We start from the raw sequence: 21,004 nt of genomic DNA on the forward strand, positions 1-21,004 counted from the left end.
CCCGAAGCGACCCTGAAGCCTGTGACCTGGCCTTCTGCCATCCGGCGTGGTGCCCCGAGCCGGTGTGAGTATCGTCGCCTGCTTACGGCTGTTCGGCGGTGACCAACCAAGCCGAGCTGCGCATCCGGATGTCGGGGCTCGGCCGTAGGACTTCATGCCGACGAGGTGGAAGCCCAGTTCGGGGTGGGAGAGCTCGCGATGGCCGTGCGGGTAGACGGTGCCGCAGGAGTGCTGGTCGGGATCGATCAGCGGGGCGAGCCCCCCTCGCTCGTGCGCGGCGGGCCGAGGAAGGAAGCGTCCCGGAAGGCTCTGAGCCCCTTCGCCCTGGTGACCCCCAGCTTCTCCAGGACCTCCTCCTTCGCCAGGCCTGTACCTCGCAGTTCGGCGCAGTGCCGTGCCAGCTCCAGCCGCTCGGGATGGTCTTCGGGTGCGTCGTAGAAGACCGCGTCCTGCAACAGGTCCTTCACCGATTCGAGCGATCGGCCCATGGCGTGTGCGATCTGCGCCCTCGCCATGCCGGACCTCCTGTGCCGAAGAGCTTCCGCCGCCGCACGGCGTCGCTCCGTCTGCAGGTCCTCGTTGCGCGGAGGGGTGATTCCCGCCGCCTTACGGGCACGGTGGAGGAGATTCTCGACCTGCTTGGGAGTCAGCGACAGCTCCTCGGCGATGTCCCGATTCCGCCGGCCCTCGCCGTGCAGTCGGAGCGCGTGCTCCTCCTGTGCTCGGCGCCGCAGACGCTCCTGCTCGCGTTCCCGTTCCTTCCGCTGCGCGATCTCGTGCTCGAACCCACGCGTCAGGGCCGACTTCACGGACCAGGCGTAGCGGAGTCGCTCCTCGTCCTCACGCATCTGCTCGCGGACGAAGTATCCGTGCCAGAACGGCATCCGCTCGCTGAGATCGCCGTCGCGCTTCCCACCCCACGCGAACATGGGGTACTGCTCGCGCTTCCTCAGCAGAGCCTTCAGGGAGGACTCGTCCGGGGTGTAGCCGCCGTCCTGCCTCATGAGGAGACGCTGCTCCTCCGTCAGCTCCTCCATGGCGGCTTCCGATGCCGCCCTCAGGCCGGCCGCCTCGGTCATGGCCAGGAGGTTCTGCCAGCCCCACTTGGGTACGGTGAGACCGAACCGGACCCCACCGTCGCCCTCCCAGCGGTTCACCTCCGCTCCGGCGTACACCGCGTAGCCGGCGGCGTTCCATGCCCGCACGACGTCGTGCCACATCTTCGCGGCGGTCGCGGGCAGGTAGGCGACCCTCCGCCCGTCCACGTCATAGGCCACCGCCCTCGCGTCCCACGGGTTGGAGGGCTCAGGCACGAGCTCGGCCTCGACCTTCCGACCGGCAGGGAATCTGCTCAGCGATTCCTGGTGGTAGTACGCCCCGGAGGCGTAGTACTCCCCTTCTGTACGGCCGTAGTCGTCGAGCAGAATACGGTCGGCAGGCCTGACGTACTCCCCGGCCCGACGTATGTGGATTCCCACAGCGTCCGCCCCCCTCACCTCTGTCGCACGCGCTGTCCAGCCAGGTCGGACGGATGACACCAAACCACCTCCGACCTGCAACTATTGAATGATCGCACGCCCCGAATCGCTCCCACCCGATGCCTGGCCGGGGGTGGCCGAGGGGTCGCTCGGGGTGGCCGAGGACCCGTCGAACCGCACCGGCGTCCGCGCAAGGCCGGCCGGGGACACCCCGGTCGGCCCTCCGTGTGCTCTCAGCCCAGCCGTATGTGATGGAGCATCAGCAGTCCGGCCGCCATGCCGGCCGCCGGTATCTCACCGCGGGCGATCAGGTCCGGCACGAGCTTGAGCGGAACCCATTCGCGGCGCGAGGACTCGAAGTCGTCCGCCGGATGACCGGTGTACGTCGCCTCCCGGGACCAGAAGAGGTGGTGCCGGGCGTCGGCGAGGCCGTTGGCCGGTTCCACGGTCATCAGCGGTTGCAGCTCGCCGGGGCGCCATCCGGTCTCCTCCTCCATCTCCCGCGCCGCCGCGGCGGCGATGTCCTCGCCTTCCTCGACCACACCCGCGGCCAGCTCCCAGCCCCAGCTGTCGGTGATGAACCGGTGCCGCCACAGGAGCAGGACCTCATTGGCCTCGTTGACGACGGTCGCCGCGGCGACGGCCCGGAGGCGGATGAGGAAGTGGTCCAGATGGCGGCCGTCGGGGAGTACGACATCCGCCAGATTGACCCGGAACCAGCGGTTCTCGTACACAGTCTGTTCGTTTAAATTCGTCCACTGCACAGTTCTGCCACCTTCCGACTGGTCGATGGCAATATCGGAGCAGGGTCCGCCCCGCAGGGGAACGTGCGGAGGCTCCCGGGACGAGGCTCACAGGGGCACGCGCAACGCCCCGTCGATGAGGCCGACCGCCGCCGCGGCGTCGGCGCTGCCGCTCGCGGCCAGATGTGTCCGTACGGAGCGGAGCCGGTCCCGGAGCCGTTGGGACTCCATGCCCCGGGCGCGTTCCGCCATTTCCGAGGCGGTGCAGGCCGCCTTGTCCGCCTCGCCCTGGAGCAGTTCGAGATGCGTCAGTATGGCGAGCCGGTGCACGGTCCCCCGGTCGTGCGCCGGGGAGCGCACGGCGGCGGCCGCGTGCTCCCGGGCACCGGGGATGTCCCCCAGGCACAGCAGTGCCTCCGCCACCTGGACGTTGACGAGGCCCGGCTGGACATATCCCGTCTCGTCCGGCTCGCCGCCGCTCCGGATACGGCCGGCCTCGGTCTCGGCGCGGCGGATGCACTCCAGGGCGCTGGAGTGGTCGCCGAGCTGGGCGTAGGCCTTGGCCTGCATCGCGTGCAGATCGGTGGCGAGCGCCGGGGTGATGTGCGGGCCCGCCGCGCGCAGTGCGGCCTCGGCGAAGGCCACGGACCGGCGGAATTCGGCCAGGTACAGCGACTGGTTGACGAGCAGCGCGATCACATAGCCGCCGAGCCCCCGGTCCCCGCTGGCCTTGGCCAGGCGCAGTGCCTGGTGGAAGTAGCGCTGGGCGAGTCCATGGGCGTCGGAGTCGTAGGCGCAGATGCCGGCGACGGCCACCAGTCCGGCGGTCGCGCGGTGGAGCTGACGGCCCATGGCGTCGCTGTACCCGCCGCGCAGCAGCGGCGCGGTCTCGGCGTTGAGGAAGCCGACGATGCGGGACCTGGTCGCTATGCCGCCCGCCTTTCGGTACATCTGTTCGTAGTGCGCCCGGGCCGCGCGGAGCATCGCTATGTCCGCCGTGCTCACGCGGGACGGCCCGGGGCGTGAGACATCGGTGTCCTCGGGCGGGTTCTCCCACTCCCAGACCGGCATCACGGCTGTCGTGCCCGTGACGGCGGGGGCGGTGGTGAGGTGGGGACGCTGCTGTTCGTCGGAACGCCACAGGGCCGTCGCGTGCTCGACGAACCCGGACAGGCCAGCACCGCGGGCCGCCGTGTGGACGCCGGAGATCCCCATGCCGATGTCGTCGAGCGTGACGGGCCGGCCCAGCCGGCCGGCCAGCACTTCGCAGATCAGGTCGGGGACCTGCCCGCGCGGGCGCTGGCCCTTGAGCCAGCGGGCGACCGCCGTGTGCTCGTAGCGCAGGCACAGCCCGCGGGCGCGGCCGGCCTGGTTGACATGACCGGCGAGCCCGGCGCGGGACACACCCGCCTCGTCGATCAGGGATTCGAGCAGGACATTGGGCTCCATTGCCCCCCCATGTGCGCGTCGCAATGAGCCTAGTGGAGCACGGTTCACACGGGGTGTGAACGGAATGCCCGAACCATCCTGCTGTGCGCTCTGCCGCGCCGGGGCGCCGCTCGGTTGAATGAGCTCCTCGCAAGAGGCGGCCGGGTCGTCGGCTCCCCCCTCGTAACAGTTCGACGACCCGCCCCCGCGCGCCGTTCGTTCTGCCGGCCTGCCCGACACTCCGTGGCAGGGCGGGCGGCGCCGGATCGCACAGCCCACTGCCCCGATGACAGGAGGCCCGTGTTCGGTCCCCGGGCCGTCCGGCGAGAACAGAAGGGGCGTATCCGGTGGCCGGATACGCCCCTTCTCACTGCCGGTACGCCTACGCGCCGCGCAGCACCGCGCCGGTGCGCTCGGTGGCCAGGGCGACCGCGGTGTCGCGGGCCGCGGAGGCCTCCTCCACGGTCAGCGTGCGGTCCGGGGCACGGAACCGCAGCGCGTACGCCAGGGACTTGTTGCCCTCACCGATCTGCTCGCCGGTGAAGACGTCGAACAGCCGAAGCGATTCGAGCAGACCGCCGGCGCCGTCGCGCAGGGCCTTCTCCACCGCGTCGGCGGGCACGTCCGACGCGACGACGAGTGCGACGTCCTGGGTCGCCACCGGGAAGGTGGAGATGCGGGGCGCCTGGAGCGCACCGTCGACCGCCTGCTCCAGGACGTCGAGCTCGACCTCCATGGCGCAGGTCCGCTCGGGCAGGTGGAGCTCCTTGATGACACGCGGGTGGAGTTCGCCCGCGTGTCCGAAGAGGGTCTCCTCGCCGTCGACCGTGACGTACAGCGCGGCGCAGCGGCCGGGGTGCCACGGTGCGTGCCGGTCGGCGCGGACGGTCACCTCGACGCCCGCCTCACGGGCGATGGAGCGCGCCGCCTCGACGGAGTCCGCCCAGTCGGCGGGGCGGCCCTTGCCCCACCAGCCGGCCTGCTCGCGGGCGCCCGCGAGGACGACGGCGGCACGGCGCGGCTGACGCGGGAGCGCCGCGTCCAGTCCGGCGATCTCCTCGTCGGTGGGACGGCGGTCGACCGGCAGACGGATGGCCTTGGTCTCCTCGCCGGTCGGCCTGAAGACCAGGCCGGTCTCGAAGAGCGCCAGGTCGTGGCTGCCGCGGCCGTCGTTGCGCCGCAGTGCGCCGAGCAGGCCCGGCAGCAGCGTCGTGCGCAGGGCGGGCTCCTCGTCGGAGAGCGGGTTGACGAGGGTGACCGTACGGCGGCGGGCGTCGTCCTTCTCCAGGCCGAGCTGGTCGAGGACGGCGTCGCCGATGAACGGGTAGCTCAGCGCCTCGACGTAACCGGCGCCCGCGAGGGCACGGCCGACGCGGCGGTGCAGCCGCTGGCGGTCGGTGAGCCCGCGTCCGGAGGGCGGCGTCGGAAGGGTCGACGGGAGGTTCTCGTACCCCTCCAGCCGGATGACCTCTTCGGCCAGGTCGTTCGGCTCGGCGAGGTCGGGGCGCCAGGACGGCACCGTGACGATCAGCTCGTCCTGGCCGTAGACGTCGCAGCCGACCTGCTGGAGACGGCGTACGACGGTCTCGCGGCCGTACGGGACACCGGCCACCCGGTCCGGGTGGTTCGCCGGCATGGCGATGGTGCGGGGTGCGGACGGGGCGGTGATCTCCGTGACGCCGGCCTCGGCCGTGCCGCCCGCGAGGAGGACCAGCAGGTCGACCGTGCGCTGCGCGGCAGCGGCGGCGGCCTGCGGGTCGACACCGCGCTCGAAGCGCTTGGACGCCTCGGAGCTCAGCTTGTGGCGGCGCGCGGTCCGGGCGATGGCGATCGCGTCGAAGTGCGCCGCCTCGATGACGACCTCGGTGGTCCCGGCCTCCTCGGCCGAGTCCGCGATCTCCGTGTCGGCACCGCCCATGACGCCCGCGAGGCCGATCGGCCCGCGGTCGTCGGTGATGACCAGGTCCTGGGCGTCCAGGACACGCTTGGCGCCGTCGAGGGTGGTGAGCTTCTCGCCCTGCTGCGCGCGGCGCACCCCGATCGTCCCCGCGACACGGGTGCGGTCGTAGGCGTGCAGCGGCTGGCCGAGCTCCAGCATCACGTAGTTGGTGATGTCGACGGCCAGCGAGACGGTGCGCATCCCGGCCTTCTGCAGCCTGCGCTGCATCCAGATCGGGGAGCGCGCCTCGGGCCGCAGGCCGGTGACCGTACGCGCGGTGAAGTTGCTGCAGCCGAACGGGTCGGACACCTTCACCGGGTAGCCGTGCGCGTTGGGCGGGGGCACGTCCAGGAGCGCCGGGTCGCGCAGCGGCAGCCCGTACGCGATGGCGGTCTCGCGGGCGACGCCGCGCATCGAGAGGCAGTAGCCCCGGTCCGGCGTGACGGCGATGTCCAGGACCTCGTCGACGAGCTCCAGGAGCTCGATCGCGTCGGTGCCGGGCTCGAACTCCGGCGGCAGCACGATGATGCCGTGCGTGCCGTCGTCGCCCATGCCGAGCTCGTCGGTGGAGCAGATCATGCCGTGCGAGGTCTTGCCGTACGTCTTGCGCGCGGCGATCGCGAAGTCACCGGGCAGCACGGCGCCCGGGAGGACCACGACGACCTTGTCACCGACGGAGAAGTTACGGGCGCCGCAGACGATCTCCTGCGGTTCCCCGGTGCCGTTGGCGGTGCCGACGTCGACGGTGCAGAAGCGGATGGGCTTCTTGAAGCCCTCCAGCTCCTCGATGGTCAGGACCTGTCCGACGACCAGGGGACCCTTGAGGCCGACGCCGGTCTGCTCGACGGTCTCGACCTCGAGGCCGACGGAGACGAGCTTGGCCTGTACGTCACGGCCGGTCTCGGTCGCCGGCAGGTCGACGTATTCCCGCAGCCAGGAAAGCGGGACGCGCATCAGATCTCCATCCCGAACGGCCGGGTGAACCGGACGTCACCCTCGACCATGTCTCGCATGTCCTCTACGTTGTGGCGGAACATCAGCATCCGCTCGATGCCGAACCCGAAGGCGAATCCGCTGTACTTCTCGGGGTCGACGCCACAGGCGACGAGCACCTTGGGGTTGACCATGCCGCAGCCGCCGAGCTCGATCCAGCCCTCGCTGCCGCAGGTGCGGCAGGGGCGGTCCGGGTTGCCGACGGACTCGCCGCGGCAGACGTAGCAGACCATGTCCATCTCGGCGGACGGCTCGGTGAACGGGAAGAAGTTCGGCCGCAGCCGGGTCTTCATGTCCGGTCCGAAGAGCGCCTGGACCATGTGGTCGAGGGTGCCCTTGAGGTCGGCCATGGTGAGGCCCTCGTCGACGGCGAGCAGCTCGATCTGGTGGAAGACCGGGGTGTGCGTGGCGTCGAGCTCGTCGGTGCGGTAGACCCGGCCGGGGCAGACCACGTAGACGGGGGGCTTACGGCTGAGCAGCGAACGGGCCTGGACGGGCGAGGTGTGCGTCCGCAGCACGACACCGGACTCGTCGCCCTTGGCGCCGTCGGCGCCCTGGACGAAGAAGGTGTCCTGCATCTGCCGCGCCGGGTGGTCGGGCACGAAGTTCAGGGCGTCGAAGTTGAACCACTCCGCCTCGACCTCGGGGCCCTCGGCGATCTCGTAGCCCATGGCGACGAAGACGTCGGCGACGCGCTCCATGATGGTCGTCAGGGGGTGGCGCGCACCGGCCGGGGTGCGGTCGTAGGGCAGGGTGACGTCCACCGCCTCCTCGACCAGCACCCGGGCGTCACGCTCGGCCTCCAGCTCGGTCTGGCGGGCGGCCAGCGCCTTGGAGACGGCGCCGCGGGCCTGGCCCACGCGCTTGCCCGCCTCGGCCTTGGCCTGCGGCGGCAGGGCGCCGATCTCGCGGTTGGCGAGCGACAGGGGCGAGGTACCACCGGTGTGCGCGGTCTTCGCCTGGGCGAGCGCGTCGAGGTCGCCCGCGGCGGCGAAGGCGGCGAACGCCTCGTCCCGCATGCGCTCGATCTCTTCCGGTTTCAGTGCCTCGACCTCGACTGGGTCGTACGACTTGTTCGGTGCCGACATCTCTTCCCGTGCTTCCGATTGGCTGGTGGCGACCCTGGTTCGACGACTGAGGACGCAAAGGTGCCAAAAGTCGAGTCTACGGGCCGCCGGGAGGCGAAGAAGCCCGTGGGCCGCCTAGGCCAGGTAGGCCGGCGTGCTCACGGGCAGGATAAATCGGAATTCGGCGCCGCCGCCGGGTGCCCGGGCGACGGTGATCGTCCCGCCGTGCGCCTCGACGATGCCCTTGACGATGTACAGGCCCAGGCCGGTCCCGCCGCGCTTGCTCCCCCGCCAGAAGCGGGTGAAGACGCGGCCCATCGACTCCTCGGGGATGCCGGGGCCTTCGTCGCTCACGGTGACTGCCGTTCCGCTCTCGTCGTCCTTGCCCGGTGCGGGCGCAGGGGCGATCTCAATGATGACGGTTCCCTCGCCGTGCCGCACGGCGTTTTCCAGGAGGTTGCCCAGGACCTGGTCGACCTTGTCGGGGTCCGCCCAGAGCGCGGGCAGCGGCTGCCGGGTGTGCACGAGGAAGCGGTCGGGCGCCTGGCCGTTCGCGGTGTGCGCCTGGATGTGGCGCTCGACGGCCGCGGCGATGTCGACGGGCTGGCGGCGCAGCTCGAGCCGGCCGGAGTCGATACGGGAGATGTCGAGCAGCTCGGCGATGAGCCGGGTGACCCGGTTGGCATCGGCGTCGACGGTCTCCAGCATCAGCCGCTTCTGGTCGTCGGTGAACCGCTCCCACTTGGCCAGCAGCGTCGCGGTGAAGCCCTTCACCGAGGTCAGCGGGGAGCGCAGCTCATGGGCGACGGTGGCGATCAGCTCGGCGTGGCTGAGCTCGGTGCGCCGGCGCGCCTCGGTGCCGCGCAGCGACACGACGAGCCGGCGGACCGGGCCGGTCGGGGCCTCGCGTACGTACCGGGCGGAGGCCAGGACCTCGCGGCCGCCGGGGAGCAGCAGATTCCGCTCGGGCTGGCCGACCCGGGTGGAGAGGCCGCCGTAGGGATCGGTCAGGGCCCACCAGCGGCGTCCCTTGAGGTCCTCGAGGGGCAGCGCCTGGTCGAGGGAGCGGCCGAGCGCCTCGGCCGCGGGTGTGGCGGTGATCCGGGCCGCGGCCGCGTTGAAGCAGATGACCTTGCCGTTCTCGTCGGCGACGACGAGACCGTCCGGCAGATCGTCCGGGTCGATGCCCGTCGCGGGGTCCCCGACGGCCTGGCTTTCGCCGGCCCCGTCGGAGAGGGCGCGCACGGCGGCCGTGTGTGTCGCTCGCGGCCTGCTCATGCCGACAGCCATCTTCCCGTACCCCACCTCTCGAACCGGTGCAGTGGGCCCCCGAGTTCGTCACCCTACTAGGCGCCGGCGGCCGGGCGACACCCTCCGGGGCGGCACCGGCGGGGTGCGGCCCGTATCGGCCGGTGGGTCCCGGGGGTCAGCCGGCCCGCCGCGGGCGCTGGGCCCGCGCGGAGGCGTAGAGACAGACTGCTGCGGCGGTGGCGAGGTTGAGGCTCTCGGCCTTTCCGTGGATCGGGACCCGGACCACGGCGTCGGCCAGGGCGCGGGTCTCCTCGGGGAGGCCCCACGCCTCGTTGCCGAACACCCAGGCGGTGGGCCCGCCCATGGTGCCCGCGTCGAGCTCGTCGTCGAGGTCGTCGCCCGCGCCGTCGGCCGCCAGGATGCGCACACCGGCGTCCCGGAGCCCCTGCACGGCCTGCTCCACGGGCACCCCTACGGCCACCGGCAGATGGAAGAGGGAGCCGACGGAGGCACGGACGGACTTGGGGTTGTAGAGGTCCACGGAGGCGTCGGTGAGCACCACCGCGTCCGCGCCTGCGGCGTCCGCGCAGCGCAGCACCGTGCCGGCGTTACCGGGGTCGCGTACGTGGGCGAGGACGGCGACCAGGGTGGGCTTCGCCGCCAGGATGTCCTCGAGGGGCGAGTCCAGGAACCGGCAGACGCCGATCAGCCCCTGGGGGGTGACGGTCTGCGAGACGTCGGCGAGCACGTCGCCGTCCGCGAGGTGCACACGGGCGCCGGCCCCGCGCGCGGCGTCGATGATGTCGGCGTACCGGTCGGCCGCCTCGACGGTGGCGAAGAGCTCGGTCAGCGTGGGTTCGCCGTCGGTACCCCGGTGCGCGGCGGCCTCCCGCACGGCCTGCGGCCCCTCGGCGATGAACCTGCGCTCCTTGCCGCGGAAGTTGCGCCTGGCCAGCCGGCGTGCGGCGGCGATTCGCGGTGACCGCGCGGAGATCAGTTCGGGGGTGCCCATGGTCGGCGGCGAGCCTCTCTGCGTAAGTCAGCTTCTCTGCGTACGTTTCTCCGCGTACGGCTGACTACGTACGCGACACGTGCTGCAACGCACCGGACCCGCAGACGGCGCGCGCCTGCGGGTCCGGCTCGAAACGCTGGAACGACGGAAGTACTGCCTGGATCAGGCGGCCTTCGGGGCGTTGACGTCGCTCGGGAGGGCCTTCTGGGCGACCTCGACGAGGGCGGCGAACGCGTTGGCGTCGTTGACCGCGAGCTCGGCCAGGATCTTGCGGTCCACCTCGATGTTGGCGGCCTTCAGACCCTGGATGAGGCGGTTGTACGTCATGCCGTTCTGGCGGGCGGCCGCGTTGATGCGCTGGATCCAGAGCTGACGGAAGTCGCCCTTGCGCTTCTTGCGGTCGTTGTAGTTGTAGACCAGGGAGTGGGTGACCTGCTCCTTGGCCTTGCGGTACAGGCGCGAACGCTGACCGCGGTAACCGCTGGCGGCCTCGAGGATCGCCCGGCGCTTCTTGTGGGCGTTTACCGCCCGCTTGACGCGTGCCACTTTTAACTCCTTGCAGCGGGGTCAGGTGGTCGAAGGGAGGACTCACCGGACCCGGAAACGAATTGGTCCCGGTCGGATCGAGGTCGCGCCTCCGGTGTTCACCGGAGGCGGCGCCTCACTTGCCGAGAAGCTTCTTGACCTTCTTGGCGTCGGCCGGAGCCACGACGACCGTGCCGGTCAGCGAGCGGGTCTTCTTCGAGGACTTGTGCTCGAGCAGGTGGCGCTTGCCGGCCTTCTCGCGCAGCACCTTGCCGGAGCCCGTGATCTTGAAGCGCTTGCTGGCACCGCTGTGCGTCTTGTTCTTCGGCATCGCGCCGTTATCTCCTCGTCAGTGGCGCCCCTCTCGGTGCGGGCACCGGACTGCAGGGGCGTCAGATCTTTGGGTGGTTTCCGAGGGACCCGGGGGCGCCTGGGTGGCGACCCCCGGAGGTCACGCCTCGGAAGGTGTCTCGGCCGGAGCCTCGGCCGCTGCGGCCGGGGCCTCAGCGGTGTCGTCCTCGGACTCGGCGTCGGGGGTGAATCCCTGACGCTCCGCCTTGCGGGCGGCCTGGGCCTCGCGGGCTTCGGCCATGGCTTCGGTCTTCTTCTTGTGCGGGCCCAGAACCATGATCATGTTCCGGCCGTCCTGCTTCGGGTTGGACTCGATGAACCCGAGGTCCTCGACGTCCGAAGCGAGACGCTGGAGCAGCCGGAAGCCCAGCTCGGGGCGGGACTGCTCACGACCGCGGAACATGATCGTGATCTTGACCTTGTCCCCCTGCTTGAGGAACCGGACGACGTGACCCTTCTTGGTGTCGTAGTCGTGCGGGTCGATCTTCGGCCGGAGCTTCATTTCCTTGATGACCGTGTGCGCCTGGTTCTTGCGCGCCTCACGGGCCTTCATGGCCGACTCGTACTTGAACTTCCCGTAGTCCATGAGCTTGCACACGGGGGGACGGGCTGTCGCCGCCACCTCGACCAGGTCGAGGTCGTACTCCTGTGCGAGCTCCAGGGCCTTGGCAAGCGGGACAATCCCGACCTGCTCGCCGCTGGGACCGACAAGTCGCACCTCGGGAACGCGAATCCGGTCGTTGATGCGGGGCTCGGCGCTGATGGATCCTCCTCGGTAGCACCACGCGACCGCCTGGCGGACAGCCGCGTAACGTCTTATGTATGACCAACCGAGCCGGGAAAACAGAAACGCCCCGGACGGGACACAGGCGGGGCTCCTGGAACTACCGGAACACCGCCGCGTGCTACCGCGGGGCGCAATCGGGCGGCCCCATCGTCCGTACGGAACGATGGCTGCCACCTGACCGGTGACCCGCCGTCCCTGAGGACGGTCAGGTGGGAGATCGGAGCCTCCACTTGTGGGCCGAGCACATAGATGTCCGGCCGGTCGTTACACAAGGTTAGCAGCTCCCCGGGGCTACGGCGAACCCGCTGCCGGGAGGGCTCCCGCAGGAGGAGCCGCGCGGACGTGGCCTTATCGTGTGGGCATGAGCGACGCGACCACTCCCAGCACCGAGAACCCCGGCTTCGACGACATGGCCCGCGACATCGCGGAGGTTCCCGCGGTCGAGGTGATCGTGACCGTCGCCGTCAATCTGATGAGCGCGGCAGCCGTGAAGCTCGGCCTGACCGAGGAGGGCGAGCAGCACAAGGACCTGGACGAGGCACGCAAGCTGGTCCAGGCGCTGGCCGGGCTGCTCGACGCGAGCGCCACCGAGATCAGCACCTTCCACGCCTCGCCGCTGCGGGACGGCCTTAAGTCGCTCCAGCTGGCCTTCCGTGAGGCCTCGCTCGTGCCGGACGAGCCGGGCAAGGGGCCGGGCGAGAAGTACACGGGTCCCGTCTACGGCTAATCGCCCCCGCACCTCTTGAGCCCGTCGCCTGTCCCAGGCGGCGGGCTCGCGTGCGTCAGCGGCTGAACAGCGGCTCGCCCGGGGCGTCGGCGTCGGCCGGCAGCAGCGCCAGGTCGATTCCGCGCACCAGCCGGGCGCGCAGCACCTCGCTGGCCGACAGCGCGTCGGCGACCCGGCGGGCGGCGTCGCCGACCACGGCGTCCGGGGAGAGGACGAGGGCGAGGGTGCCGTCGGCCCGGCCGGGACCGAGGTGGGCGCGCAGCACCGCGGGCTCGGCGGCGACCGCGTCCCGCACCGCGGCGACGACGGCCGGGTCGTCGAGCGGGTCCGTGCTGGTGCGGTTCTCCGCCAGAGCGAGCAGCGCCGGGCCGGTCAGCTCGAAGGCGACGGGCCCCGCGAGGTCGAGCACCACCGTGTCCGCCTTCTCGTGCGCGGCCGCCTGCAGCGCCTGGTGCAAGGGCACGGCGACGGGGCGCGCCTGCGGATCCCAGCGGGCCAGCGAGGCGGTGGAGGTGAAGGCGGGCAGGGCGCGCCGGTCCCCGGCCTGCAGGGTCGGCACGGCCATGTCGCTGGTCTTCTCGCGGCGCAGGCCCTTCTCGTCCTCCTCGACCTCGCCGAGTACGGCGACGACCGGCACGAGCAGCCGGGCGCCGCGGAGCGCCGCGAGGACCGGGCCGACCGCCGTCCTGTCGTCGGCCCACGCCGCGAGGGCTGCCGTCAGTTCGGGCGAGGCAGTGCCGTCGTCGTCGGAGAAACCGGGGTCCGGGATGTTCTTGAGCGCCACACGACGAGCGTAGTGGGTCGGCTCTCCCACCTGGGCGACAGGTCGGGCACAGGCTGCTGCCAGCCGGGCTGCCTAGCGTCCGGGCCATGCCCCGCCACAGAACGCGCAGGCCCGCGCTGTCCGGCCTCCTGACCGCCGCGGCCGTGCTGCTGGCCGGTTCCGCCGCGGGAGGCGCGTATCTCGTGGCTCGCTCACCGGATGACGCGCACGCGGCCGTGGCCGCCGTATCGTCCGCGTCGAGCCCGTCGGCCACGACGGGCCCGAGCGAGGAGCCCGAGGTGGATCTCGACGCGGAGCTGGCCGAGGCGCTGGCGCCCCTGGCGGACGGCGCCGACGTGTCGGTGGCCGTGCTGGACACGGAGAGCGGCGCGGGTGCCGTCTACGGGGACGGGGCGTACGACGCCGCCAGCATCGTGAAGGTCGACATCCTGGCGGCGCTGCTGCTCAAGGCGCAGGACGAGGACCGGGAGCTGAACGGCGCCGAACAGGCGTACGCGGAGGCCATGATCCGGCGCAGCGACAACACCTCGGCCACCGAACTGCTCAAGGTGATCGGCGGCGAGGAGGCCCTCGACGCGGCGAACGGACGTCTGGGGCTGACCGGGACGCAGGCGACCCACGCGTGGGGCCTGACCCAGACGACGGCCGCCGACCAGGTGCGGCTGCTGGAGGCGGTGTCCGGGACGGATTCGGAGCTGTCGGCGGCCTCACGGGCGTACATCACGGAGCTGATGGGCCAGGTCGAGGCGGACCAGCGGTGGGGGGTGTCCGCGGCGGGCACCGACGCGGTGCTGAAGAACGGCTGGATGCCCAGGACGACGACCGGGCTGTGGGACGTCAACAGCATCGGGCGGGTGGAGAGCGGCGGGCACACCGTGCTGGTGGCGGTGCTGTCGCGCGGGCACGCCACGAAGGAGGCGGGCATCGCCCTCGTGGAGTCCGTCGCGAAGACGGCGGTGGGCGTGACCGGCGCGGGGACCGGATCGGGGTGAGGCCGGTTCGCCGGTCGCTCAGCGGAGGGGGCGGGTGGGGAACGGGTTGTGCCCGGGAGAGGCTGCTCCGCCGCCGGCTCCCCTGCCGCGCCACAGCACGACGGCCAGGGCGAGGAGCACGGCTCCGAGGCCGCCCGCCGCGGGGGCCAGCCAGCCCGCAGGATCCCGGTCGCCCCCCTGCGGGGCGGGCCCGGAGCCGAAATACTCCTTGCGGTAGCCGGCCTTCGCGGACCGGGCGCTGAGCTCGTCGGGGCGCAGCTTCGCCCCCGCCTTGATCGCCGCGGCGGGATCGACCATGCCGTAGCCCCTGGCGTCGTCGCGGCCACCGGAGGGGGCGTCGCCGGCGGTGTCGGTGATCAGGGTCTTGATCTGTGCCGGCGAGAGGCCCGGGTGCGCGGCGCGCACGAGGGCGACGGCGCCGGAGACGAACGCCGACGCGGCGGACGTGCCCCACTCGATGTAGTAGTGCCGGTCGGGGTTGGCCACGACGATGTCGACGCCGGGCGCGCTGACGGTGGCGTACCAGCGGCGGGTGGAGAACGCGGCGTGCGTGCCGTACTCGTCCACGGCCGCTGCGGCGATCACACCGGGGTAGGCGGCGGGGTAGGAGATCCGGTCGCCCTTCTCCCCGCTGTTCCCGGCGGAGGCGACGACGGAGACGCCCTTGCCGAGGGCGTACTGCACGGCGGCGTCCTCGCCGGGCTCCGGGTGGGCCGACTCGCTGTCGTCGCCGAGGGAGAGGTTGATGACGTCGGCGCCGTGGTCGGCCGCCCAGCGGATGCCGTCGGCGAGCGCGGTTCCGCGTGACTCGCGTGCCCTGGCGCGCGACGGGTCGCCGGATTCGAGGATCACCCGCACGGGAAGGATCTTCACTTCCGGGGCGACGCCGAGCACGCCGTCCCCCCGGCCGGGGCCGTTTCCGCGGCCCGCGATGATGCCGGCCATGGCGGTGCCGTGCAGGGCCCAGGAGCGGTCGCCCGGTTCGGCCCCGAAGCCGATGAGGTCCTTGCCCGGAAGCACCTGCCCGGCGAGGTCCGGGTGGTCGTCGTCGACCCCGGTGTCCAGGACCGCGACCGTGATGCCCTTGCCCTTGGTGGTCTCCCACGCCGTCTGGGTGCGGAGGGCCTCCAGGCCCCACTGCTGGTCGCGGATGGCGTCCGCCTGCGCGGGCACGGCGGGCACCAGCGCGAAAGCGGTGGCCGTGGCCACGGCGGCGAGCGCCCGCAGCCCGCGGGGACGGGTCATTCCGGCTGCTCCGTGAGGTCGGTGACGGTCCTGCGCAGGGTGCGCTCGACCCGGTCGGCGACGCCCTCCGCCTCGTGGCCGAGCCCTGCCTGGGCCGGGGCGGTCGTGGCGTCGGCGGCCATGGCCGCGGCGGCGGGCTGCGGCTCGGCGACCGGGCGGCCGTCGGCGAAGCCGGAGACGGCGAACACGACGACGGGCAGCTCGGTCAGGACGTGGACCGTCCAGCTGGCGCGCTGCCGGTCGCCGAAACCCGCGGCGACGGTGCCCCTGACGGGGTAGGTGCGGGGCATCAGGTCGGCACGGTCGGCGAGGCGCTGTGTGGTGAACCGGGTGTCGAGCGCGCTCATGGCGTCGGTGTCGCCCTCGGTGAAGACGATGCCGACGGTGGTGACGCTGCTGCGCGTGGCGTCGGTGTAGGTGGCGCGCACCAGGCGTTCGCAGCCGACGGGGCGGAGCGTCTGCAGCAGCAGCGGGTCCAGGCCCGCCCCGCAGGCGCTGTCGCTCGCGACGGCGACCCTGGTCCAGACGCGGTCGGTGGCTCCGGGGCCCGCGCCGTCTCCCTTGAGGGTGGCCGGGAAGAGGGTGTCGACGGGCACGCTGTGCCAGACCGAGCGGCCCACGGAGTACGCGCTCCCGGCGCCGGGTTCGGCGGCGGAGTCGCCGGTGAGCCAACTGCCGGTGATCGCGCCGCCGATGAGCCCGAGGCCCAGCACGGCGCAGACCGCGGCCGCCGCGGTCCTGACGGGCTTCCTGGCCTTGACGGGGCGGAGCCGGGTGGTGGTCTCGGCGGGCGTCTCGGCGTACGCGTAATAGGCGCCGGGCGGGGCCGGGGTGGCGCCGGGGCGCGGGGTGAGGTCCACGGCGCCGACGGGCCTGCGCCTGGTGGCGGGGGGCGGTGGCGGCGGGCCGGGGTGGGCGGGCGGCGCGGGCGGGACGGGGCGCAGCCGGGCGGTCGTCTCCACCGGCGGTACGGGTGCGCCTCCGGGCACGGGCGGCGCGGATCCGGCGCGCGGAACCGGCGGCACGGGCTCGGCACGCGAGGCCGGGGGCGCGGGGGTCGCGGGGGAGCTGCCGGGGGCCGGCGGTGCGGGCTTCGGAGGGACCGGCGGCACGGCTGCGGTGCCGGGTACGGGCGGAGGGGTGGTCGGGCGGGGCGGCACTGGAGCGCGCTGCGCCTCGGTACTCATCCGTCCCCCTGGTCCACGTCCCCGCACCGCCCACGGACCGCCGTTGCGCACGGGCCCGTCGGTCGATCGTGTGACGGTCACTCTACGGGGTGGACGGCGCCCCGTGGGAACGGGACGGAGCGGGCGGGACGATCTGCACCGAACGTCCCCTACCCAGTGGTACGGCCGTCTGGCAAGCTGCGGGCCATGACTGCCCGCACCGCTGACCGGAGCCGCTACAACCGGGCCACCGCCCACCTCGACGCCCCGGTGGCCGTCGTCGACCTGGAGGCCTTCGACGCCAACGCCGACGACCTGGTGCGCCGGGCGGCCGGCAAGCCCGTCCGGGTGGCGAGCAAGTCGGTACGCTGCCGAGCCCTTCTGGAGCGGGTGCTCGCGCGTCCCGGCTTCGCGGGGATCATGTCGTTCACACTCGCGGAGTCGCTGTGGCTGGCCCGCGCCGGATTCGACGACGTACTGCTGGCCTATCCATCGGCCGACCGGTCCGCGTACGCCGAACTGGCGGCCGATCCGAAGCTCGCGGCGGCCGTGACGGTGATGGTGGACGATCACGCGCAGCTGGAGCTGATCGACGCGGCGCGGGCGGGCGGGACCGAGGAGATCCGGGTCTGCCTGGAGCTGGACACCTCGCTGAGGCTGCTCGGCGGCCGGGTCAGGATCGGCGCGCTGCGCTCCCCTCTCCGCTCCCCCGCCCAACTGGCCGAGCTGGCCCGCTCGGTGGACCGCAGGCCCGGCTTCCGCCTGGTGGGCCTGATGGCGTACGAGGGTCACGTCGCCGGGGTGGGCGACTCGGTCGCCGGCCGGCCGCTGCGTTCGCGCGCGGTCCGGCTGATGCAGGCGGCGGCCCGCAAGGAGCTGGCGGCCCGCCGCGCGGAGGTCGTGCGGGCGGTCCGCGCGGTGGCACCCGGCCTGGAGTTCGTGAACGGCGGCGGCACGGGCAGCGTGCAGCACACCGCCGCCGAGTCCGCGGTGACGGAGATCGCGGCGGGTTCCGGTCTCTACGTGCCGAGGCTGTTCGACAACTACACGTCGTTCAGGGGCCGTCCGGCGGCGCTGTTCGCGCAGCCCGTGGTGCGGCGGCCGGGCGTGGGCGTGGTGACGGTGCTCGGCGGCGGCTACCCGGCGTCCGGGGCGGCGGGCGCGGACCGGCTGCCGGTGCCGTATCTGCCGGAGGGCCTGCGCTACGACCCGCAGGAGGGCCCGGGCGAGGTCCAGACTCCGCTGCTCGGCGCCCCGGCGGACGATCTGCTGATCGGCGACAAGGTGTGGTTCCGGCACGCCAAGGCGGGCGAGCTGTGCGAGCGCTTCGACGAACTGCGGCTGATCGAGGGCGACCGGATCACGTCCACCGTGCCGACGTACCGCGGTGAGGGCCGGACGTTCCTGTAGTACCCCGCTCAGGGGCCGACGGTGCTGCCCACGCCGCCGCCGGTGGCGTCGCCGATCGGGCGGATGCCCCGGGTGATGGTGTCCATGAGGGAGAGCGGCAGGTCCTCCTGACCCGCGTCGAACGCGAAGCGCACGATGACCGGCGTCTCGCTGCCCACCGCGGAGGGGAAGACGAGCGACTGCACGCAGCCGCCGGGGCCCTTGCCCGTGGTGACCTGGCGGCGCACCAGATATCCGGTGCGTCCCGCCACGGTCACGGACTTGGACGCCAGGTCCTTGTGGGACCTGATGCCCCCGTGGATGCGGTCGCCGACGGTGTCCTTGCCGTAGGCGCGGTCGGCCGCCGTCCCGATGTCCTCCTCGGCCAGCGCCTTCATGTCCGTGAGGTCGGTGCCGCCGGCCGTCCGGACCGTGACGGTGCCGTGGTAGCAGAAGCTCCCCGAGTCGCCGGGGCAGGTGTAGGAGCCGACCGTACGCATCGTGGAGGCGTCGTCGAGGGTGTTCTCCGGCTTCTCCCAGCCGTCGGGAACCGGGAGCGTGACCCCGTTGAGCTGGTCGACCAGCACCGCGGGGTCGTCCTCGGGGCCCTCGGCGGGCGTCGGGCCGGGCGCGCTCGCGCTGTCCGTGGCGGTGGGGGGCGCACCGGTGCGGGGCGAGGACGTCGGCTGCGTACCGCCGTCCTCGCCCAGCACCAGGAAGCCGGTGACGGCTGCCGCGACGACGAGCAGGCCTGCCACGGTCATGGCGACGGCCCGGGTGGTGCCGGCTCCCCGGGGCGCGGCCTGCGGCTGGAGCCCGACCGGCCGGGTGACGGCCGTCGAGCGGGTGTACCCGGTCCAGGCCGTGCCGTCCCACCAGCGCTCGGTGCCGGGCACGTTCACGTCCGGGTACCAGCCGGGCGGAGTCGCGTTGCTCATACCGCCACCCTAGAAGCGTCAGTCGAGGGGGGTCACGTACGCCCCCGAGATTCCGCCGTCGACGAGGAAGTCGGTGGCGTTGACGAACGAGGAGTCGTCGCTCGCCAGGAAGGCGACGGCCGCCGCGATCTCCGTGGCCTCGGCGAACCGGCCGAGCGGAATGTGGACGAGCCTGCGGGCGGCACGCTCCGGGTCGGTGGCGAACAGCTCCTGGAGCAGGGGGGTGTTGACCGGGCCGGGGCACAGGGCGTTGACCCGGATCCCCTCGCGGGCGAACTGCACCCCGAGTTCGCGGGACAGGGCGAGGACGCCGCCCTTGGACGCGGTGTACGAGATCTGGGAGGTCGCCGCGCCCATCCGGGCCACGAAGGACGCGGTGTTGATGATCGAGCCGCGGCCCTGGCGCCTCATGTAGGGGAGGGCGGCCTTGCAGCAGAGGTAGACGGAGGTGAGGTTGACGTCCTGGACGCGTTTCCAGGCCTCGAGACCTGTGGTGAGGATCGAGTCGTCGTCGGGCGGCGAGATGCCCGCGTTGTTGAAGGCGATGTCGACGGAGCCGTAGGTGTCGTCCGCCGCGGCGAAGAGCGCTTCGACCTGGTCGGGGTCGGTGACGTCGACGCGTACGAAGATGCCTCCCGCCTCCTTCGCGGCGGCCTTGCCCGCGCTCTCGTCGATGTCGCCGCAGACGACGTGCGCCCCCTCCGACGCCAGCCGGCGGGCGGTGGCGAGGCCGATGCCGCTGCCCGCGCCGGTGATGACGGCGGTGCGGCCGGTCAGGCGGCGGCAGATGTTCCCCGTGTCGGTGGTCATGTGTGGTCAGGCCTCCGTGCCGATGAAGACGTTCTTGGTTTCGGTGAAGGCCGCGAGGGCGTCGGGCCCCAGTTCACGGCCGAGCCCGGACTGTTTGTACCCGCCGAACGGGGTCCAGTAGCGGACGGCGGAGTGGGAGTTGACGGAGAGGTTCCCGGCCCGGACGGCCTGGGAGACCCGTAGGGCGCGGCCCACGTCGCGGGTCCAGATGGAGCCGGCCAGGCCGTGTTCCGTGGCGTCGGCCAGCCGGACGGCGTCGTCCTCGTCGTCGAAGGGGAGGACGACAGCGACCGGGCCGAAGACCTCCTCGGTGGCCACGGGAGCGTCGGGGGCGATCCCGGTGAGGACGGTCGGGGGGAACCAGAATCCGGGGCCGGTGGGCGCGCTGCCCCGGATGCCGTCCGCGTCCGGGGGTACGTACGCGCGGACGCGCTCCAGCTGGGCCCGGGAGATCAGCGGGCCCATCTCCGTCTTCTCGTCCGACGGGTCCCCCACGACGACGGACGCGACGGCCGGGACGAGGAGTTCCAGGAAGCGGTCGTACGCGGACCGCTGGACCAGGATGCGGGTGCGGGCGCAGCAGTCCTGGCCCGCGTTGTCCAGGAAGGACATGGGCGCGGCGGCCGCGGCGGCCTCGATGTCGGCGTCGGCGAAGACGATGTTGGGGCTCTTGCCGCCGAGTTCGAGGGTCAGCCGCTTCACCCGGTCCGCGCACCTGGCCATGATCTGCTTGCCGACGCGGGTCGACCCGGTGAAGACGATCTTGGCCACGCCCGGGTGTTCGACGAGGGCGTTGCCCGCCACGTCCCCCGCGCCGGGCAGTGCCTGGAGGAGGTGTTCGGGGAGGCCGGCGTCGAGAGCGAGCCGGGCCAGCCGGAGGGCGGTGAGCGGGGTGGTCTCGGCCGGTTTGAGGAGGACGGCGTTGCCGGCGGCGAGGGCGGGGGCGGCGCCCCAGGCCGCGATCGGCATGGGGAAGTTCCACGGGGCGATCACTGCGACGACGCCCAGCGGTTCGAGGAACGTGAGGTCGATGCCGCCGGGTACGGGGATCTGGCGCCCCGTCAGGCGTTCCACTCCCCCGGCCGCGTAGTCCAGCAGGTCCCGGACGTTGGCGGCCTCCCAGCGCGCGTTGCCCAGGGTGTGGCCGGCTTCGGTGACCTCCAGGAGGGCCAGTTCCTCGGCGTGTTCGTCGACGAGGACGGCGAAGCGGCGCAGCAGGCGGGCGCGGTCGCCGGGTGCCAGGGCGGCCCAGGTGCGCTGGGCGGCCGCGGCCCGTGTGACGGCGGTGTCGACCTCGGCGACGGTGGTGGCGGGGACGGTGGCGACGAGCTCCTCGGTCGCCGGGTTCAGGACGCGGTGCTCGTGGTTCACGGGGTGCC

At 72.6% G+C, this 21,004-nt stretch carries 19 protein-coding genes; 3 read left to right on the forward strand and 16 right to left on the reverse strand.

The features are described from left to right. Positions 1–245: 245 nt before the first annotated feature. The 10 genes from ACIBCU_RS27660 to infC all read right to left on the reverse strand — a co-directional run bounded on the left by ACIBCU_RS27660 (position 246) and on the right by infC (position 11,607). A complete protein-coding gene (locus tag ACIBCU_RS27660) occupies positions 246–1,478 on the reverse strand; it encodes a hypothetical protein (RefSeq protein ID WP_399234733.1) in 1,233 nt (410 codons plus the stop codon). A 233-nt stretch (positions 1,479–1,711) separates the two neighbouring features. Continuing rightward, complete coding sequence (locus ACIBCU_RS27665; protein ID WP_399234735.1) at positions 1,712–2,242, reverse strand: NUDIX domain-containing protein; 531 nt, start codon at positions 2,240–2,242, stop codon at positions 1,712–1,714. A gap of 87 nt (positions 2,243–2,329) precedes the next feature. After that, positions 2,330–3,670, reverse strand: a complete 1,341-nt coding sequence (locus tag ACIBCU_RS27670; RefSeq protein WP_362929430.1) for a transcriptional regulator — start codon at positions 3,668–3,670, stop codon at positions 2,330–2,332. A gap of 361 nt (positions 3,671–4,031) precedes the next feature. Next, positions 4,032–6,542: a phenylalanine--tRNA ligase subunit beta gene (gene pheT / locus ACIBCU_RS27675; RefSeq protein WP_399234737.1), complete on the reverse strand. Its 2,511-nt coding sequence runs from the start codon at positions 6,540–6,542 to the stop codon at positions 4,032–4,034. Then, the gene (gene pheS, locus ACIBCU_RS27680) at positions 6,542–7,669 is read right to left on the reverse strand and encodes a phenylalanine--tRNA ligase subunit alpha (RefSeq protein WP_362929434.1); all 1,128 of its coding nucleotides are present in this window, start codon (positions 7,667–7,669) and stop codon (positions 6,542–6,544) included. Before pheS ends, pheT begins: the two co-directional genes overlap by 1 nt. Positions 7,670–7,783: 114 nt before the next feature. Then, positions 7,784–8,938 carry a PAS domain-containing sensor histidine kinase gene (locus ACIBCU_RS27685; RefSeq protein ID WP_362929436.1) on the reverse strand — a complete coding sequence of 385 codons (1,155 nt, stop codon included), beginning with the start codon at positions 8,936–8,938 and terminating at the stop codon, positions 7,784–7,786. A 136-nt stretch (positions 8,939–9,074) separates the two neighbouring features. After that, positions 9,075–9,911 carry an RNA methyltransferase gene (locus tag ACIBCU_RS27690; RefSeq protein ID WP_362929438.1) on the reverse strand — a complete coding sequence of 279 codons (837 nt, stop codon included), beginning with the start codon at positions 9,909–9,911 and terminating at the stop codon, positions 9,075–9,077. A 162-nt stretch (positions 9,912–10,073) separates the two neighbouring features. Next, positions 10,074–10,457: a 50S ribosomal protein L20 gene (rplT, locus tag ACIBCU_RS27695; protein ID WP_003970214.1), complete on the reverse strand. Its 384-nt coding sequence runs from the start codon at positions 10,455–10,457 to the stop codon at positions 10,074–10,076. Positions 10,458–10,572: 115 nt separating this feature from the next. Further along, positions 10,573–10,767: a 50S ribosomal protein L35 gene (rpmI, locus tag ACIBCU_RS27700; RefSeq protein WP_099176763.1), complete on the reverse strand. Its 195-nt coding sequence runs from the start codon at positions 10,765–10,767 to the stop codon at positions 10,573–10,575. Positions 10,768–10,887: 120 nt separating this feature from the next. Then, on the reverse strand, positions 10,888–11,607 hold the full coding sequence (gene infC / locus ACIBCU_RS27705; RefSeq protein WP_362929458.1) for a translation initiation factor IF-3: 720 nt from the start codon (positions 11,605–11,607) through the stop codon (positions 10,888–10,890). 328 nt (positions 11,608–11,935) lie between these two features. Between infC and ACIBCU_RS27710 the strand changes: the two genes are divergently transcribed. Beyond that, positions 11,936–12,301, forward strand: a complete 366-nt coding sequence (locus tag ACIBCU_RS27710) for a DUF1844 domain-containing protein (RefSeq protein ID WP_362889221.1) — start codon at positions 11,936–11,938, stop codon at positions 12,299–12,301. Between the two features lie 55 nt (positions 12,302–12,356). Here the strand turns inward: ACIBCU_RS27710 and ACIBCU_RS27715 are convergent, their stop codons facing one another. Further along, positions 12,357–13,085 carry an SseB family protein gene (locus tag ACIBCU_RS27715; protein ID WP_399234742.1) on the reverse strand — a complete coding sequence of 243 codons (729 nt, stop codon included), beginning with the start codon at positions 13,083–13,085 and terminating at the stop codon, positions 12,357–12,359. Between the two features lie 86 nt (positions 13,086–13,171). Here ACIBCU_RS27715 and ACIBCU_RS27720 point away from each other — a divergent pair, with 86 nt between their 5' ends. After that, on the forward strand, positions 13,172–14,077 hold the full coding sequence (locus ACIBCU_RS27720; protein ID WP_399234745.1) for a serine hydrolase: 906 nt from the start codon (positions 13,172–13,174) through the stop codon (positions 14,075–14,077). Positions 14,078–14,095: 18 nt separating this feature from the next. On the opposite strand, the gene mycP is transcribed toward ACIBCU_RS27720, so the two are convergent. Both mycP and ACIBCU_RS27730 read right to left on the reverse strand, forming a co-directional pair. Further along, on the reverse strand, positions 14,096–15,322 hold the full coding sequence (gene mycP, locus ACIBCU_RS27725; protein ID WP_362929444.1) for a type VII secretion-associated serine protease mycosin: 1,227 nt from the start codon (positions 15,320–15,322) through the stop codon (positions 14,096–14,098). Then, positions 15,319–16,182: a hypothetical protein gene (locus ACIBCU_RS27730; RefSeq protein WP_362929460.1), complete on the reverse strand. Its 864-nt coding sequence runs from the start codon at positions 16,180–16,182 to the stop codon at positions 15,319–15,321. Before ACIBCU_RS27730 ends, mycP begins: the two co-directional genes overlap by 4 nt. A 513-nt stretch (positions 16,183–16,695) precedes the next feature. Here ACIBCU_RS27730 and ACIBCU_RS27735 point away from each other — a divergent pair. After that, positions 16,696–17,898, forward strand: coding sequence for an amino acid deaminase/aldolase (locus tag ACIBCU_RS27735; RefSeq protein ID WP_399234748.1), 1,203 nt, complete (start codon positions 16,696–16,698; stop codon positions 17,896–17,898). Between the two features lie 8 nt (positions 17,899–17,906). Here ACIBCU_RS27735 and ACIBCU_RS27740 read toward each other — a convergent pair whose 3' ends face one another. Genes ACIBCU_RS27740 through ACIBCU_RS27750 form a run of 3 tightly spaced genes read right to left on the reverse strand, consistent with a single transcriptional unit; the run spans position 17,907 to position 20,996 of the window. After that, a complete protein-coding gene (locus ACIBCU_RS27740; protein WP_399234750.1) occupies positions 17,907–18,815 on the reverse strand; it encodes a DUF2510 domain-containing protein in 909 nt (302 codons plus the stop codon). An 18-nt stretch (positions 18,816–18,833) separates the two neighbouring features. Further along, complete coding sequence (locus ACIBCU_RS27745) at positions 18,834–19,625, reverse strand: 3-oxoacyl-ACP reductase (protein WP_362939810.1); 792 nt, start codon at positions 19,623–19,625, stop codon at positions 18,834–18,836. A 6-nt stretch (positions 19,626–19,631) separates the two neighbouring features. Then, entirely contained in the window at positions 19,632–20,996 is a 1,365-nt protein-coding gene (locus tag ACIBCU_RS27750) for an aldehyde dehydrogenase family protein (RefSeq protein WP_399234752.1), read from the reverse strand. Between the last annotated feature and the right edge of the window lie 8 nt (positions 20,997–21,004).

The sequence above is a fragment of the Streptomyces sp. NPDC051064 genome (assembly GCF_044455985.1).
In the GTDB taxonomy this organism is placed as follows: domain Bacteria; phylum Actinomycetota; class Actinomycetes; order Streptomycetales; family Streptomycetaceae; genus Streptomyces.